Consider the following 16,566-nt stretch of genomic DNA (forward strand, 5'->3'; position numbering starts at 1 on the left):
TCTTCTACATATTTGTGTTGAATATTTTTGAGGGGCTAACACTTAAAAATATTCAACACAAAACTAAAAGAAAATTATCCAAATAAACGATCTAAGAAAGGACGCTCCGGGGGTGGGCCACAACGGTACGCAAGCCAGTGCATGATCGGTTCCCAATGCGAAGCCACATAACGCGTGGTGTGACCTCCCTTGTCAAAAATAGTTGGTGTTCCCGGTAACGCCGCAGCCATCGCCTTCGAAGCCGCATAAAATGCATCCTGTTTACCGCAAGCAATAGCGCACGGAATCTCACGCAACTGCTCCAGCTTTCCGAACGGATTATTCACTTCAAAGGCGCGCTTGTTATCAAACATCAGCGTGGGGTTCTCTAGCGGCGTGCGACGCAGAGCAGGCGCAACCACCCCCACCCCCATCACCCGCGTTGGCCCCAACTGCGCAGCCAAACGCAACGCGCCAAAGCCACCCATAGACACACCAGTCAAGGCAAAACGGTCCGTATCCAGGCCTAACGCGGCCACCAAGGGCAGAAAATCGTCCACCACCATTGCCGCAGTGTCAATACCATTGTTATGGCGGTGCCAATAATGACGCCCCCCATCAACCGCCGCCACTGTCAACCCAGTACGCCGCGAAACACCTGGAGCATCCAACCGCTCCACAAACCAGTTCGCACTCGTACCCAGAGAATGCAACGCAATCACCAGATGCGATGGACCCTCCGGACGAGTCACTACCCAGTTAATCGAACGCCCTGGCCAATGCTTAGACGTCAGCGTCCCCCGCTCAATCTTCACCACAGGCGGATCCAGAGCCGGGGCAGGCCTACCTACAAAAGCCGCAGCCGCTGCCGACACCCCTCCCATGAGTACAGCTCGCCGCGAAGGGGCTGACTGCGGGCCGCTTGGGGAGGCCCATTCACTGGCGAGGTGCACTTTCCAAGTCTCGCACATGCAGGTCGAGGCACAGGCATCCACGCAGGCGAGAAGCCTGCGCACACACACTCACATTCTCAGCTACGACACAACCCCCGCCCAAAGGAGACCTTCACCACACTCACCCCAAAAACGAATAGCAAACACCCAATCAAAACGACCGACCCAAACAAATGTCCAAAATTTGTCCAAAAAATTAAAACGATTACTACACCACTGAAAACGTTAACAACAACATAATCAACACCCCACATGTCGACAAATAGATTGCGCGAATAATAAAACCCCCATCGAATTAGAAGACGATTTGCGCGACACTTAAAAGAACCGAAATACACACCAAGATCGAGGACACGAATGACCACAACATCCACCAACACCTGGCCCACCCGCACCCAAGCACAAGCCCCCGAACTCACCGAACATACTCTCCACCTCATCGACAAATGGTGGCGAGCAGCCAACTACCTCTCCGTAGGACAGATCTACCTACTCAACAACCCCCTCCTACGCCGCCCACTACACCGCGATGACGTCAAACGCCGACTCCTAGGCCACTGGGGAACCACCCCCGGACTGAACTTCCTCTACGCGCACATGAACCGCGCCATCAAAGAACGTTCCCTCTCAGCCATATACGTCACCGGCCCAGGCCACGGCGGCCCCGGCCTCGTCGCCAACACCTACCTCGAAGGCACCTACACCGAGACCTACCCCAACATCACCCAAGACGAAGCAGGCATGCAGCGCCTCTTCAAACAATTCTCTTTCCCCGGCGGCATCCCCTCCCACGTCGCACCCGAAACCCCAGGCTCCATCCACGAAGGCGGCGAACTTGGCTACGCCCTCTCCCACGCCTACGGCGCCGCCTTCGACAACAAAGACCTCCTCGTATTCACCGTCGTCGGTGACGGCGAAGCCGAAACAGGACCACTGGCCACCTCATGGCACTCCAACAAATTCATCAACCCCAACACAGACGGCGTCGTCCTACCCGTCCTACACCTCAACGGCTACAAAATCGCCAACCCCACCGTTCTAGCCCGCATCCCTGAAGACGAACTCCGCGACCTCATGCGCGGCTACGGCCACAAACCCCACTTCTTCACCGGCGGATTCGATGATGAAGACCCCATCACCACCCACCGCCGATTCGCCGAACTGCTCGACACCTGCCTCGACGAAATCGCCGACATCAAAGCCAAAGCAGCCGAAGGCAACACCGAACGACCCCTATGGCCCATGATCGTCTTCCGCACCCCCAAAGGCTGGACCGGCCCAGCCGAAATCGATGGAAAACGCTCCACCGACTCCTGGCGCGCCCACCAAGTACCCCTGGCTTCGGCCCGCGACACCGAAGAGCACCTCCACGACCTCGAAAAATGGCTCACCTCCTACAACACTGACGAGCTCTTCGACAGCAACGGAAAACTCATCGACGACATCGCAGACCAGGCCCCCCAAGGCGACCTGCGCATGTCCGCCAACCCCATCACCAACGGCGGACTCGTCCTACGCGACCTCAAACTGCCCGACTGGCGCGACTATGCAATCGACGTCAAAACCCCTGGAACCCCCATGACCGAAGCCACCCGTCGCCTCGGCACATACTTCCGCGACGTCATCAAAATGAACCCGGACAACTTCCGCATCTTCGGACCAGACGAAACCGCATCCAACCGACTCCAAGACGTCTACGAAGTCACCGACAAACAGTGGAACGCTGAGTACTACAACACCGACTCCGATGACCACCTCTCCCGCGCTGGCCGCGTCATGGAAATGCTCTCCGAACACCAATGCCAAGGCTGGCTCGAGGGCTATCTCCTCACCGGCCGCCACGGCATGATGAGCTCCTACGAAGCCTTCATCCACATCATCGACTCCATGTTCAACCAACACGCCAAATGGCTGAAAGTCACCAACGAAATCCCGTGGCGTGCCCCCATCGCCTCACTCAACTACCTACTATCCAGCCACGTGTGGCGCCAAGACCACAACGGATTCAGCCACCAAGACCCCGGATTCATCGACCACGTCGTCAACAAAAAATCCGACATCATCCGCGTCTACCTCCCACCGGACACCAACACCCTCCTATCCACCTGGGCCCACTGCCTGCGCTCACACCAGTACGTAAACGTCGTCGTCGCAGGCAAACAGCCCGCCCCGAACTTCCTCTCTGCCGACGAAGCAATGAAACACTGCACCCGCGGCATCGGCATCTGGAAATGGGCAGGCACCGAAGTAGACGGCGAAGAACCCGACGTCGTCCTCGCCTGCGCTGGCGACGTCCCCACCCTAGAAACACTCGCCGCTGCATCGATCCTGCGCGAAGCCATCCCCGACCTGAAAGTACGCGTGGTCAACGTCGTGGACCTGATGCGTCTACAAGACGAAAAAGAACACCCCCACGGCCTATCCAACCGAGAATTCGACAACTACTTCACATCCACCAAACCGGTTATCTTCAACTACCACGGCTACCCATGGCTCATCCACCGACTCACCTACCGCCGCCACGGACACGCCAACATCCACGTCCGTGGCTTCAAAGAAGAAGGCACCACCACAACCCCATTCGACATGGCAATGCGTAACGACATCGACCGTTACCACCTTGTCATGGACGTCATCGACCAGGTGCCATCCCTAGGAGCCAAGTACGCGAATCTACGCCAGTACATGTTCGACGCTCGCACCCACGCCCGCGCCTACGCCTACGCCAACGGCGAAGACATCCCCGCAGTCGCGCAATGGGTCTGGCCAGATGCACAAAACCAAGCCGACGGCCAAGCCGTAGAGGCAACCATCGCCACCGGCGGCGACAACGAATAACCACACTCAACACTGTGTTGGGCCCGTGACCGTGTGGTCACGGGCCCAACACATGAAGTCAACATCAGCGGCAGTAATACTCAGCTACCCGAGCAAACCCCTCATCCAAACTCACCTTCGGAGTCCATCTCAGAGCCTGCTGCGTGCGGCGCTGATCAAACCAGTGCGCAGTCGACAACTGCTCCACCAAAAACCGCGTCAACGGCGGGTCAACCTCATTCAGCACACCAAACCGTTCACGCAAACCCGTCACCACATCCACAGCACTACCAACCCACAACGCAGGCCGTTTAGGCAACACCTTGGGCGCCGGATCCACACCACCGGCACGCGCCCACGACACAAAAATTTCCGAAACAGGACGTGGCTCACCATTAGTCACCACGAAAGACTCGCCCCGTACATCTATACAGCGATCCACTGCCGCAACAAATGCATCCACAGCATTATCGATATAGAGAGTGTCTATGAGCGCAGCACCGTTACCAACCACCGGCAACCGCCCTGCCTGTGCACGCCGAATAATCCGCGCCACCAGCTGAGTATCACGCGGACCCCACACAATATGAGGACGCAACACCACAACCGCAGGTCCACTACCTGCCTGCTGAGAACGAAGATCCTCTTCTAGAGCCATACGCTCAGAGATCGCTTTGGAACGGGCGTAGTTACCCCGAGCGTGCTCAGGACTGGCCGGACCAGCGCCCTGACCAACAATCGATGTACCTGCATGTGCCACAGACGGGCTAGAAGTATGCACAAACCGGCAGATGCCGTGACGGCGAGCCGCATCCAGCATATTCAAAGTGCCACCGGCATTAATGCGCAGGTAATCCTCCCACCTGCCAGTGATGTTCACTTTGGCTGCCAGGTGCACCACAGTCTCTTGACCCGCCATAGCGCGGTCCACATCACCAGGAACAGTGATGTCTCCGAGAACTTCACGCACACCCGGGATATTGCTGGCACGGCGCTGCAACACCGTCACCTCGTCACCGCGTTGCATAAGTGCCTCAGCAACACCGCCACCGAGCATGCCCGAAGCACCAGTGACGAGCACCTTCATCGCCGTCCTCCGTTCCCGGCAAGAACATCCTCAGCCCAGCAAGCCAAAGCGGTCCGATCAATTTTGGATTGGTGTCGAATATCAACAGGCATGCTGTCACGGACAAGCACAGCAGCAACTGGCCGATCCGCAGCTGCCCGGACAGCAGTGTGCAGAGCTTGATCGGCTAACACCCCACCAGCAGCGTGGGCAAGACCTCTCTCATCGGGGGTGAGCACCACAACGAGTTGTTGTAGGCCACGTGGCCCGACTCCCACGACAGCGGCGTTCGCGACACCGTCGAGCGACTCAACTCGCTGTTCAAGCCCAACCGGAGTCAAAGGCCCCTCAGCTGTATGAATAACGTGAACACGTCGCCCTTCCACCCAGAGGCGACCATCTCTATCGAGGTGCCCCACGTCACCTGTGCGATGCCAGCCACGAGGGTTCTTGGAAGCATCATCAACGCCCCACAGCTGGTCGTATCGGTCTTTCATGTGCGGTGCCCGCACACAAATTTCCCCCACTACGCCAGCCTCAGCGGTGAGATCACCATCGGGGCCATCAGGAACAGCAGGCAAAGGAGCGACCATAATCTGGACGCTTTCGATTGCGTGCCCCACGCAGACACCATCTTGCATGCGCTCTGGCGCATATACCTGCTCAAGTTCGTCAAGGGTGATGTCCGAGACGGGCAGACATTCGGTCATGCCATACGGCGTGTGCATTTCTGCGTGAGGGAAAACAGTGTCGCTCAGGCGGCGCAGAAGCGTGAGCGGGACTGGGGCCCCTGCAGACATCACGATCTTCACTCCTGCCAGCGCACGACGCTGACTGGGTTGAAGCTGCTCGGCGGTCGCTAACACATTGCGAAGAGCCGCAGGTGAAGCGAAAACAGTGGTGCCTCGCGCGGCAGTGACCGCATCAGCTAGTGCAGCCGCAGTGAGAGTGGCTGGAGCAGTGACTTTCATGTCAGGAACAACACCAGCAACGCCAAGGGCAGGTCCATACAGCGCGAAAGGCGCAAATGCGGCGACGAGACGGTCACCAGGTGTGAGTCGGTAGATATGCCCGAAACCGCCTACCTGAGCGCGGATTTGATCGAGCGTGTAAACGACACCTTTGCTGGGGCCTGTAGCACCGGAAGTGAAAAGCACGGCAGCGTCGTCTTCAGGCTTGCGACTATCTGGGAGAGCGTGCCCGCCAGCAGCGAGGGCACGCCCCCGAGCACGTAGGTCGTCAAAGGATGCGCGTACGCCAAGAACTTTTCGTGCCAAGCGCGGTAAGTCACCGACGAGGAAGCGAGTTCCAGGAACGCGCAGCGCTGGCAACGCTGGCATGGCTTTGCTCATGGCGATGACGTGGTGGACACCTGCGCCGCGCAGAGCACGTCCCATACCGGACAGGCCAAGACCAGCGTCAGCGACGACGATGACGCCTCCGGCGCGCCAGGCAGCATAGGCGGCGACAGTCAGATCGATGCCTGGTTCGACGAGCAAAGCGACGCGGTCACCGGGGCGTAACCCTGCATCGCGCAGCCCTAAAGCAACATGCTCGATGTCAGTGTCGATCTGTCCGAAGGTGATTCGGCGTCCAGTAGCAACTTCAGCGACGCAGAGTGCCTCTGGGTCACGGTGAGCCAAGTCGGTCAATCCAGACCAGGGCTGGGCAGGGGTTCCAACAGCGAAAGGCGCCTGGGGTGGGCGTCCGTCGTGCGTTGCTGGGTCGCTGTTGATGGAGGCGCCATGCTGGTCGATGCGGGTTTCGATCCAGCGGGCGATGTCCTCAGTGGTGCGGGGAGCATCTTCAAGAACCAGATGCGATGCGCCCTCGTAACGATGTACATCGGCGTGGGGTAGCCGCGCCTGCAAGTCACGTAGGTGTGCTTCGGAGAAGACAGGGTCTTTAGGGCCACGAAGCAGAAGCACAGGTACAGGGGCAGTTTCGGACCCCATTGCGCTCAAACCGTCGGCGAGGTGCCTCATCGTGGCGCGGGTTGGGTGTCCCGAAGTGGTGGGGATGTCGGCGACGAATTGCCCCACGAAGGATCGGTCAGTGCGGGTGCGGTAAGGCAAGGCGTAGGCGTTTTGCACATCGCGAGATGGCCGGGGGCTGCTGACTGCAGTAGTGCCGCGTACGAAGGCGGGGGTATCCACCGTGGCTGCTTTGAGGGTGCGCGGTGTGAGACTGAATTTCAGCGCGGTGGGCAGGCCTGCGTCGAAGTCATGGTGGACAGTGGTGTTGGCCAGTACGAGGCCAGCGAGCAGTTCACGGTGTTCAAGGGCCCATCCAGTAGCGACCATGCCACCCCAGTCGTGCCCTGCGGCCACGACGCGTCCGGTGAGGTTGAGAGCTTGGGTCAGTCCGGCGAGGTCTTTGATGCGTTGTGCCAGAGTTCGTGGCTGTGCCATGGATCCGCGCGGGTTCTCAGAGAATCCCATGCCGAGTTGGTCGACTGCGATGACGCGCCATCCCGGGGCAGGAGCAGCCAGGATGTGACGCCATAAGTAGGACCATGTGGGGTTTCCGTGAACGCATAGAAGAGTGCCGCGGGTTGGCTTGGTTTCTTTGTCACTCCCGCTGGGGGCGTGGGTGTCAAGGATGTGCCAGGTGCGGTCGATCCCATCGGCATCGACCGCTGTGACGGTGCGTGACCAAGCAGGGTCTATTCCGGGCAGGCCGGTGAGCTGGCTGCGGATTTCTACCGGTGTCACCACTGGACCTCAACGAATGAGGCGTTGAGTCCGGATCCGATACCCATGAGGAGCAGACGGTCACCGGTAGCGAACTGGTCTTGGAAGGTGCCCAAGGTGTAGGGCATCGCGGCGGGGCCGATGTTGCCGTATTCGGAAATGGTGGTGGGGAATTTCTCCAGTGGTTTGTCTAGCCGTTGGGCGAGGGTGGCGATGTGAGCGGTGGAGGTCTGGTGAGCGACGTACCAGTCCATGTCTTTCCAGTCCCAACCGTCTTCTGCCGATTCGGTGTAGGCGTCCAGAGCCAGGTCGATGCCTTCGCGGAAGAGTTTGCTGGCTTCGGTGCGCATACCGTCCATGCTTCCGACACATAGTCGGTGGTGTTCGGTTCCGGCGCGGGTGATGCCGCCGAGGAGGCGGTGTCCTTCGGGGTGGGCATCGCTGGGACCGATGAGGATAGCGACGGCGCCGCTGCCAAGGGTCATGGTGGCGAAGGCTTGTTTGACGTCGGATTTGGTGGCTCCACCAGCGTTGAGACGTTTGATGGTGGCTTCTTGCATTTGGCGGGAGCTTTCAGAAGCCACGATGAGGCCATAGCGGATCTGGCCAGCGTCGATCATGGTGCCAGCGATCTGCATTCCATTGACAACGCCGAGGCAGGCGTTGGTTACGTCGAAGTCCATGCAGTTACGGGGTAGGCCAAGTTCGGCGTGGACTTTGGCGGAGATACCTGGTTCGAGGTGCGGCCTGGTCACGGAGGCGTTGATGACAAGGCCAACCTGTTCAGGGGCTATACCGGCGGTTTGGAGAGCGCGCCGGCCTGCTTCGACAGCCCCGTCGGTGAAATCTTCGTCAGCGGGGAACCAACGGCGTTGCTTCACTCCGGCGAGGCGTTCCAGTTGTCCGGCGACGGTACGTGTTTCGGCGTATGCCGGTGCCAGAGCCGCATCGAGTTCAGCCGAGGTGACGATCTCGGGGGCTTCCACGGTGGTGACCGCGAGGATGGAACAGTTCGACAGATGGTAGGAAGCGTTGCCGCTCATGGAGGGCCTTTCTGGTATGTGGAGCGCCTCGTGCGTTGGCTGTCAGGTCAGCGTTTGTGATTCATACCGCGGACGATAGCGTCGCCTGCGGTCTGGACGGCCTGCACGATGATGATGAGGATGACGACGGCTACGAGTGTGACGGCGGCATCGAATCGCTGATAGCCGTAGCGGATGGCGAAGTCGCCGACACCACCACCGCCAATGACACCGGCCATGGTGGAGTAGCCGATAAGGGTGACAAGAGTCAGGGTGGCCCCGGAGACCAGTCCTGGCATGGATTCAGGGATGAGGACTTTGCGGACAATGGCTTTGGTGTCCGAGCCCATGACGATGGCGGCCTCGATTTTTCCGGGGTCGACTTCTCGTAGAGCTGATTCAACGACTCGGGCATAGAAGGGAACGGCACCGACAGTCAGGGGAACAATCGCGGCGGTAGGACCAATCGCCGAGCCGACGATGAGTCGTGTGACCGGAATGAGCGCGATGAGCAGGATCAAGAACGGCAGCGAGCGCCCAAGGTTGATCAGTGCCCCGAACCCGCCGTAGACAATTTTGTTTGGGGTCAAGCCATCTGGGCTGGTCAGTCGCAGTAAGACGCCGCTGGCCATGCCAAAAATGATGGTGAGCACGAAAGCCCAGCTGCTCATCCATAGGGTCTGGCCGAGGGCCTCCATGAGCTCGGGCATTGCGTCCTGGATCGTGGTGGTCATCGCGGTGTCACGCTCACTCCCCGCGCTTCGAAGTAGGTGGCGACGGCGCTCTGCGCGGCGGCGACGTCGTCTGCACTGGTGCCGGGAACGGTGACCATGAGTCGTCCCACGCGGCGCCCGGCGACACGTTCCACGGTGCCGGAGAGGATAGCCAGTTCAATTCCGGTTTCGCGGGCGAGATCGGCAATCATAGGCTCGACAGCGTTTTCGTTGGCGAATCCCAATACGAGAGCGCGGCCTTGGTCAGCGACATCAGGTTGCCCAGTGGGAAGCAGCATTTCAGCCAGTCGCGAGGCGGGGTTGGCGATGAGGTCAAGCAGCTGTCCTGTTTCGACGACTCGTCCGCCCTCCATGAAGGCAGCAGCGTCACAAATACGGCGGACCACTTCGGCTTCGTGAGTGATCATCACGACCGTGACACCAGTGCGAGCGTTGATGTCTTTGATCAGGTCAAGGATCTGCTCGGTGGTGTGCGGATCCAGCGCGCTGGTGGCTTCGTCGCACAGGAGAACTGAGGGGTTACCTGCCAGGGCCCGGGCGATACCGACACGCTGTTTCTGACCGCCAGAAAGCTGGGAAGGATAGTTACTTCCGCGGTCTGCTAGACCAACAAGTTCAAGAAGTTCAGCCACGCGGGTGCTGCGCTCAGCTGCAGGGACACCGGAGATCTCCATAGGGTAGGAGATGTTCTCAGCAGCGGTGCGGGCATGTAGCAAGTTGAAGTGCTGGAACACTGTGCCGATGCTTTGACGCTTGGCGCGAAGTTCGGCGGGTTTGAGGCTAGTGAAATTGACACCATCGATACTGATACGGCCACTGGTGGGGTGTTCAAGGAAGTTCAAGCAGCGCAGCAGGGTGGTTTTTCCTGCGCCGCTACGGCCGAGGATCCCGAAGATCTGTCCGGAATCGATGGTCAGGGTGACGTCGTCGACGGCGGTCACCTCTGCTGAGCCACCACGGCCTGGGTAGACCTTGGTGACGGAGTCGATCTCGATCACTGCGTTCTCATTTCGCGGGCGAGGCGGCCTAGCCGAGCTCGCTCAAGTCGTTAGTGGGGCTGATTATCTTCCCTCAAGCTTCCCAGACAAGGGCGCAGGCAGGCCAGTCGAGTTCTCACCAGTGGTGTCCTTTACAGCTGCTGCATCTGTGAGATCTCTCAGGTTCGCCAACCGTTGTCGATGGATCTACTTTGTTACTTGATTCTTGCCTCCCACTCCCAAAGGCCATTGAGTGACCCTATCCACCTCTGCAGCGACCAAGCCCATCTCTAGCTGGTCAACACGTTCACTTAGGGCACTTATTTCACTACTGTCGTGGGTGGCCAACACCCTCATCGTCTTGTTTGGTGCCAGTGTTCTTTCCTTTGCCTTCACCTACTTAGCTCCCGGGGATTTGGCCCACCAAACTCTGACAGCCCAAGGTGTACCTGCTACCGCCGAGATGCTCACGGCTATGCGGCACCGTCTAGGCCTGGACCGGCCGTTGTTGGAGCAGTACGTCGACTGGCTCAACCGGTTCTTGCACGCAGATCTGGGCACGTCGCTGGCTACCGGGAACGCCATCGCCGCGGAGTTTGCTGACCGGCTTCCTCTTACCTTGGCGTTAGCGCTGACCTCCATTGCAATGTCATGGATCATCGCTATTCCCCTGGGAGTGGCCGCCGCGTTGCGTCCCGGCAGCCGAACCGACATGCTCATCAGAGCAGTGAGCTACACCAGCTCTGCTGTCCCAGCTTTCGTGATCGCTTTGTTGGTTCTAGACGTATTCGGACTGCACCTAGCGTGGTTCCCTATTGCAGCTGATGCTGACCTAGCTGGCATGGCAATGCCCACCATCACCTTGGTTCTTGCCACCGCTGGGTGGCATCTACGCCAAGTCCGCACCTTGGCTTTGGAAGCTGCCAGTCGCCCATTTGTCACTGGCTTACGTCTGCGTGGAATGAGCCAAACCCGCATCGGGTTGCACCTGGCCCGCAACATCGCCGCCCCCCTATGCACCCTGGCCGGGTCTGGGTTCGGAGCTGTTCTCGGCGGCTCGGTTGTCGTTGAAGCGATCTTTTCGTGGCGCGGCATCGGTGCCTACGCCCTATCGGCCATCACAGCTAAAGACCATCCTGTGATTCAGGCCTATGTGATGTGGTGCGTCCTGGTTTTTCTTGTCGCTAATGCCTTGAGCGACCTGGCCGCATTTGCCCTCGACCCCCGGTTGAAAAACACCCAGAAAATCACCACCAGCACCATCGCCAAAGGCATCAAAGATACCCACCCGCCTGCTCTGCCTCTATCCATCAACCACGTCAACCCGCACACTCTTACCACCACTGCTACCACCCCGCCACCGCATCCCCGGCGCACCTATGTGCGCCCTATCCCCTTGCTTAGCTGTCTGCTAGGACTCATTCTCATCGCAGGTATCGCCGCGCCCTTGCTCACTTCCTACGATCCGAACAGCACAGACATCACCCGTGCTCTGCGCCCTCCGAACTTCAGTCACATTCTTGGTACCGACCAGCTCGGTAGAGATATATGGGCACGTACCCTGGCAGGTATCGCTCCTACCTTGGCCATATCCATCACTGTCGTGGCCCTCGCACTAGTGATAGGGGCGACCGTCGGCATGCTCGCCGGGGCCATTGGCGGCATCATCGACACCATCTGTCAACGCATCACCGCGATCTTTCAGGCATTTCCCGAATTCATCCTCGCTCTAGCCCTCGCGGCGATTCTTGGCCCAGGTTTCTGGAGCATCGTTGCTGCCTTGACTGCCCCCACCTGGACGCGCACCGCGCGTTATGCGCGCATCCTCACCTTGGAGCTGAAGAACGCTCCGTACATTCACGCAGCACGGATGAACAACGTCCCTACCCCCATCCTTTTCGTCCGCCACATCCTGCCCAATATCGCCGGTCCTCTGATCGCTGTCGCTGCCTCTGACCTCGGCGGTGTCATTCTGAATCTCGCCACTCTTTCCTTCGTTGGTCTTGGGTTGCCGCAGCCCACCACTGAATGGGGCACGATGATCGCCCAATCCCGCCCCTTCTTGCATACCGCTACGTGGCTTGTTCTCGCCCCTGGCCTGGCCGTATTCACCACCACTGTCACCATCAACCTACTGACAGATCACATACACCTGTCATCGATGCCCGGGCGGAAGCTGCGCCGTAACACCTGGAGAAAGGTCCACTCATGAAGATCTCAAAGACGGCGCTGAGCCTGCTGACCATCAGCGCATTAGCGTTAAGCGCCTGCGGTAATGCCTCTACTGGGAACAACAGCGACCCCAACGCGCTGACCATCGCTACCACCGACGAAGTCGACAACCTCGACCCAGCTTCGACCTACACCGGCTGGTTCACCAACCGCGATGGCATCAGCGAAACCCTCGTAGACGTCGACGACAAACTCCAGCTCACCCCCAAACTGGCTACTTCATGGAAACTCCGCGACGAGACCACATGGGAGTTCACCCTGCGTGAGAACGTCACCTTTCACAATGGCGCCCCTATGACTGCAGCAGCAGTGAAAACTTCCATCGAGCACGCCCTGGAAACGAACGTCCGCGCTAAATCCCAGCTACCGATCGAGTCCATCGAAGCTGACGGACAAAAACTCACGATCACTACCACCCGCTCTTTGCCAGCACTCCCCCACGTCATGGCCGATCCGATGATGGGAATCCAAGCAATCGGCGCAGGTATCAACCCCAGCAATGCCCCTGTCGCTACCGGTCCCTACAAAGTCAAAGAGTTCACAAAAGGACAACGTCACGTCCTAACTGCTCACCAAAAATATTGGCAAGGAAAACCCCGCCTTAACACCATCACCGTACGCACTTACGGTGATGAACAATCCATCTCCTTGGCACTGCAATCAGGTGAAGCTGACATTGTTGTGCGCCCTGACGCCGCTAACCTCAACATTTTCCAGGACACCTCCCGATTCACTACCTGGAACACCAGCTCCACTCGCTCTGATGGAGTCATCATCAACACCAGCAGCCCCACCATGTCTGACCCGCGGGCACGCCAGGCCATCAATGCAGCGTTAGACCGCAACGCGTACGTGTCTCTTCTGCATGGCAAAGCCGAAGCGCTTTACTCGTACTTCCCCGCCAGCGTCGCATTCGGCACTACCGACGGCCTGGCGATTCCCGTCACTAAAAAAGATCTTTCTTCCACTAAAAAAACACTCATCGAACTCGGGTATAGCGAGCGTGATGGGAAACTCACTAAAGACGAAAAGCCTCTCACCCTGAAGGTCCTCACCTATCCCAAACGCCCTTACTTGGGCCAGTTGGCGCAGGTTCTCCAATCTGATCTACGAAGCATTGGTGTCACTGTCGAAATCAAAGAAATGAAAGACACCACTGAAGCGATGAAGGCTGGGGATTTTGACCTGGCCATGTATTCGATGGCTACCGCTCCCACCGGTGACCCTGAATACTTTTTCGACACGATGCTGCGCTCCACTTCTGAAAGCAACTTTAGCCACTGGAAGTCGCCAGAATTCGATAAATCTCTTGACAAGCTCAGCAACGCCACAGACAGCGAAGAACGTATCACTGCCACTAAGGAATCAGAAAACATTCTTGTCAAAGAATTGCCCTATATCATGGTCGGTAACCAAAAATGGTGGGCAGTCTCCAAATCCGCAGTGAAAAACCTTCATCTTCGTCCCACTGAATGTCACCTCATCGGTCACGACACCCATGTCGAATAATCCACTAGCTAGCATCACCCCGCGGGCTCAGCACACTCGATTGCCTGTTCTCGAGTGCACTGAACTCACTGCCGGGCACACACCCGAAACTGACATCATCTCCGGCATCAACCTGCAATTGGCGCGTGGAAAACTCACCGGAATCATCGGAGAGTCAGGAAGCGGAAAGTCAACTCTGCTCAACGCCCTACTCGGCTTCACCCACGATGGTTTACGCATCAGATCCGGAACAGTCAGCTACGACGGCGCCGACATCACCCATGTGCGCTGGAGCCAGCGCCGCCGCCTCCTCGGACCGGAGCTGTCAATCGTGTTTCAACGCCCTAGCGCCAGTTTCGATCCGCTTATGCGTATCGGCACCCAGTTCTGTGAATCTATTCGTCTCCACACCCCGAAAGCTTCACGCAAGGCTTGCTGGGCGGCTGGGCGAAGAATGCTGCAACGACTCCGGTTCGAAGACCCGGAGCGGGTTATGCACGCCTACCCGCACCAGCTCTCTGGGGGGATGACTCAACGTGCTGCCATTGCTATGTCATTGCTGAGCGAACCGCGTGTACTGCTTGCCGATGAACCCACTAGCGCTGTGGACGTGCGTTCCCAACAGGAAGTAATTGAGTTACTCGGCGATATTGCCACCGAATTTGGAACTGCAATCGTGTTTGTCAGTCACCAGATCAAACTGGTGCGGCGCCTCGTTACTGAACTTCATGTTCTCGCCCATGGAAGGGTGGTCGAGTCCGGGCCAACCGAACAGCTTTTTCAGGCGCCCACGCATGAGGTAACGCGCCGTCTTCTCGAAGCGACACCAGTATTGAACAGAGGTCTACGTGCTTGAAATCGTGAACGTCTCGAAAACATTCGGGACTACGGCGGCTGAAGTACGCGCCTTGGAGAATGTCTCTCTGACAGTCGGTGAAGCTCAGTGCTGCGGGATCATTGGTGAGTCTGGTAGCGGCAAGTCGACACTTGCGTATATCGCCGCAGGGATCACTGTTCCTGATGCTGGGCATGTCACTCTGGCAGGTAAGCGGCTTAATCCGCGACGCGTTGCTTCCCGACGGCGTCACCAGCAGCAACTGCACATGATTTTCCAAGATCCGCGGTCTTCGTTTAACCCTCGGATGAGTATTGGTGAATCTTTGAGTGAGCCACTACAGCACAAACGCAGACTGGGGCGGGCAGAACAAAAAGAGCTGATCGCTACCGTGTTGGAGGAAGTCGGTCTTACTGCTGATCTCATTCATCGGGGAATTGACAGCGTCAGCGTTGGCCAGGGGCAACGAGTAGCTATTGCGCGGGCCATTCTCGCTGAACCTGATCTTATTATTTGTGATGAAATCACCTCTGCCTTAGATGTAACGGTTCAAGCAGAAATTCTTGATTTACTCGTTCAGCTGCGCAAAAAACGTCATTTTTCGATATTGTTTATCAGTCATGACATCGCTGTAGTCGCGCATCTTGCTGACCGTATTGCTGTAATGAAGCATGGCCATCTGATAGAGGAGGGGCCAAGCCAACAAATTATTAATGAACCTGCCCAGGCTTACACGCGGCTACTTATCGACCTAGCTTGATTGCTTGCACAGCTGGGCTTCTCCTCGTGCATTTTCACAAAAATGGGTGTTTTGCCCAACTATGCTAGTTGGGCAAAACACCCTTGTGAGGGACTGAAGATCACTGCGCAGGAAGGACAGAGCCTTTATATGTGGTCTTGATGTAGTCCTTAATTTGCTGGCTCGTGAGCGCCTCGGTGAGCTTTTTTATACGCGGATCGTTCTGTAGTTCAGGTCGGGTCACTAGATAGTTCACGTAAGGATTATTTTCTGCTTTCTCGAGATGCTTTGCATCTTTTTCAGGAGATAACCCTGCTTCAAGCGCATAGTTTCCGTTAATGATGCTCATGGAAACTTTCGGGTCGTCGAGGGTGGCAGCCAGCTGCGGGCGATCAATTTCGAGGAACTGGATGTTCTTCGGGTTACCACTGACGTTCTTCGTGCTGATTTGGCTGTAGTCAAGCTTTGGATCATCAGACTTGACATTCATCGTGATCAGGCCAGCATCCTGCAGCAAAAAGAGCGCGCGAGCCATGTTGGTCGGATCTTGTGGAATAGCGATACTGGCACCGGAGGGAAGTTCTTCAACTTTCCCGACTTTTTTGGAATATAGGCCCAGTGGTTCTAGGTGAATCCCGCCAGCGGTGATGAGATTTCCGCCGTTCTTAGCGTTCCAGTCACTGAGGAATGGTTTGTGCTGGAAGAAGTTAGCGTCGATGTCGCCGCTCTTAACGAGCTGGTTCGGGTCGACCGCTCCAGAGATCTCAGTGATTTTTAGTTTAACGTCACCCAACAGGCCGAGTTCTTCAGCTTTTTTGAGCAACTGTGAGTGTGGCGTGACGTCCGCCATGACAGTAAGTGGCTGGTTCGGGTCGGCGGCGCCACCGGACTTAAGTCCGCAGGCCGCGAGTCCAAGGACCAGCGTGGCGGCAACTACGCCGGTGACGAGAACACGCTTGGCTTTCATTCCCCAGATATTACGCGGACAGCTCAGGGATAACTATGAAGATTTCGCGGATAGCTGTTGGCTG

The 16,566-nt window shown here is 57.7% G+C and carries 12 protein-coding genes; 5 read left to right on the forward strand and 7 right to left on the reverse strand.

The features are described from left to right. Positions 1-74: 74 nt before the first annotated feature. The gene (locus tag DXZ77_RS09265) at positions 75-863 is read right to left on the reverse strand and encodes an alpha/beta hydrolase (protein WP_147279254.1); all 789 of its coding nucleotides are present in this window, start codon (positions 861-863) and stop codon (positions 75-77) included. 426 nt (positions 864-1,289) lie between these two features. On the opposite strand from DXZ77_RS09265, the gene DXZ77_RS09270 reads away from it, so the two are divergent. After that, positions 1,290-3,770, forward strand: coding sequence for a phosphoketolase family protein (locus DXZ77_RS09270; RefSeq protein ID WP_115031624.1), 2,481 nt, complete (start codon positions 1,290-1,292; stop codon positions 3,768-3,770). A gap of 64 nt (positions 3,771-3,834) precedes the next feature. Here the strand turns inward: DXZ77_RS09270 and DXZ77_RS09275 are convergent, their stop codons facing one another. The 5 genes from DXZ77_RS09275 to DXZ77_RS09295 are packed head-to-tail and all read right to left on the reverse strand — an operon-like array spanning position 3,835 to position 10,262. After that, a complete protein-coding gene (locus tag DXZ77_RS09275) occupies positions 3,835-4,836 on the reverse strand; it encodes an NAD-dependent epimerase/dehydratase family protein (protein ID WP_115031626.1) in 1,002 nt (333 codons plus the stop codon). Beyond that, entirely contained in the window at positions 4,833-7,529 is a 2,697-nt protein-coding gene (locus DXZ77_RS09280) for an alpha/beta fold hydrolase (RefSeq protein WP_258553250.1), read from the reverse strand. The genes DXZ77_RS09275 and DXZ77_RS09280 overlap by 4 nt, the downstream gene beginning before the upstream one ends. Then, entirely contained in the window at positions 7,526-8,551 is a 1,026-nt protein-coding gene (locus DXZ77_RS09285; protein WP_115031630.1) for a 3-oxoacyl-ACP synthase III, read from the reverse strand. The genes DXZ77_RS09280 and DXZ77_RS09285 overlap by 4 nt, the downstream gene beginning before the upstream one ends. Before the next feature lie 47 nt (positions 8,552-8,598). After that, positions 8,599-9,264, reverse strand: coding sequence for a methionine ABC transporter permease (locus DXZ77_RS09290; RefSeq protein ID WP_115031633.1), 666 nt, complete (start codon positions 9,262-9,264; stop codon positions 8,599-8,601). Next, a complete protein-coding gene (locus tag DXZ77_RS09295; protein WP_115031635.1) occupies positions 9,261-10,262 on the reverse strand; it encodes a methionine ABC transporter ATP-binding protein in 1,002 nt (333 codons plus the stop codon). The genes DXZ77_RS09290 and DXZ77_RS09295 overlap by 4 nt, the downstream gene beginning before the upstream one ends. Before the next feature lie 319 nt (positions 10,263-10,581). On the opposite strand from DXZ77_RS09295, the gene DXZ77_RS09300 reads away from it, so the two are divergent. From DXZ77_RS09300 to DXZ77_RS09315, 4 genes are read left to right on the forward strand one after another with little or no spacing between them, the layout of a single operon-like run. Continuing rightward, on the forward strand, positions 10,582-12,453 hold the full coding sequence (locus tag DXZ77_RS09300) for an ABC transporter permease subunit (RefSeq protein WP_115031637.1): 1,872 nt from the start codon (positions 10,582-10,584) through the stop codon (positions 12,451-12,453). Further along, the gene (locus DXZ77_RS09305; protein ID WP_115031639.1) at positions 12,450-13,982 is read left to right on the forward strand and encodes an ABC transporter substrate-binding protein; all 1,533 of its coding nucleotides are present in this window, start codon (positions 12,450-12,452) and stop codon (positions 13,980-13,982) included. Before DXZ77_RS09300 ends, DXZ77_RS09305 begins: the two co-directional genes overlap by 4 nt. Before the next feature lie 40 nt (positions 13,983-14,022). Next, positions 14,023-14,817 (forward strand): ATP-binding cassette domain-containing protein, encoded by a 795-nt coding sequence (locus DXZ77_RS09310; protein WP_181816096.1) that lies wholly within the window; start codon positions 14,023-14,025, stop codon positions 14,815-14,817. Beyond that, positions 14,810-15,556 (forward strand): ABC transporter ATP-binding protein, encoded by a 747-nt coding sequence (locus DXZ77_RS09315; RefSeq protein WP_115031643.1) that lies wholly within the window; start codon positions 14,810-14,812, stop codon positions 15,554-15,556. Before DXZ77_RS09310 ends, DXZ77_RS09315 begins: the two co-directional genes overlap by 8 nt. 100 nt (positions 15,557-15,656) lie before the next feature. Here DXZ77_RS09315 and DXZ77_RS09320 read toward each other — a convergent pair whose 3' ends face one another. Continuing rightward, complete coding sequence (locus DXZ77_RS09320; protein ID WP_115031645.1) at positions 15,657-16,502, reverse strand: MetQ/NlpA family ABC transporter substrate-binding protein; 846 nt, start codon at positions 16,500-16,502, stop codon at positions 15,657-15,659. Between the last annotated feature and the right edge of the window lie 64 nt (positions 16,503-16,566).

It is taken from the genome of Dermatophilus congolensis (assembly GCF_900447215.1).
GTDB lineage: Bacteria > Actinomycetota > Actinomycetes > Actinomycetales > Dermatophilaceae > Dermatophilus > Dermatophilus congolensis_A.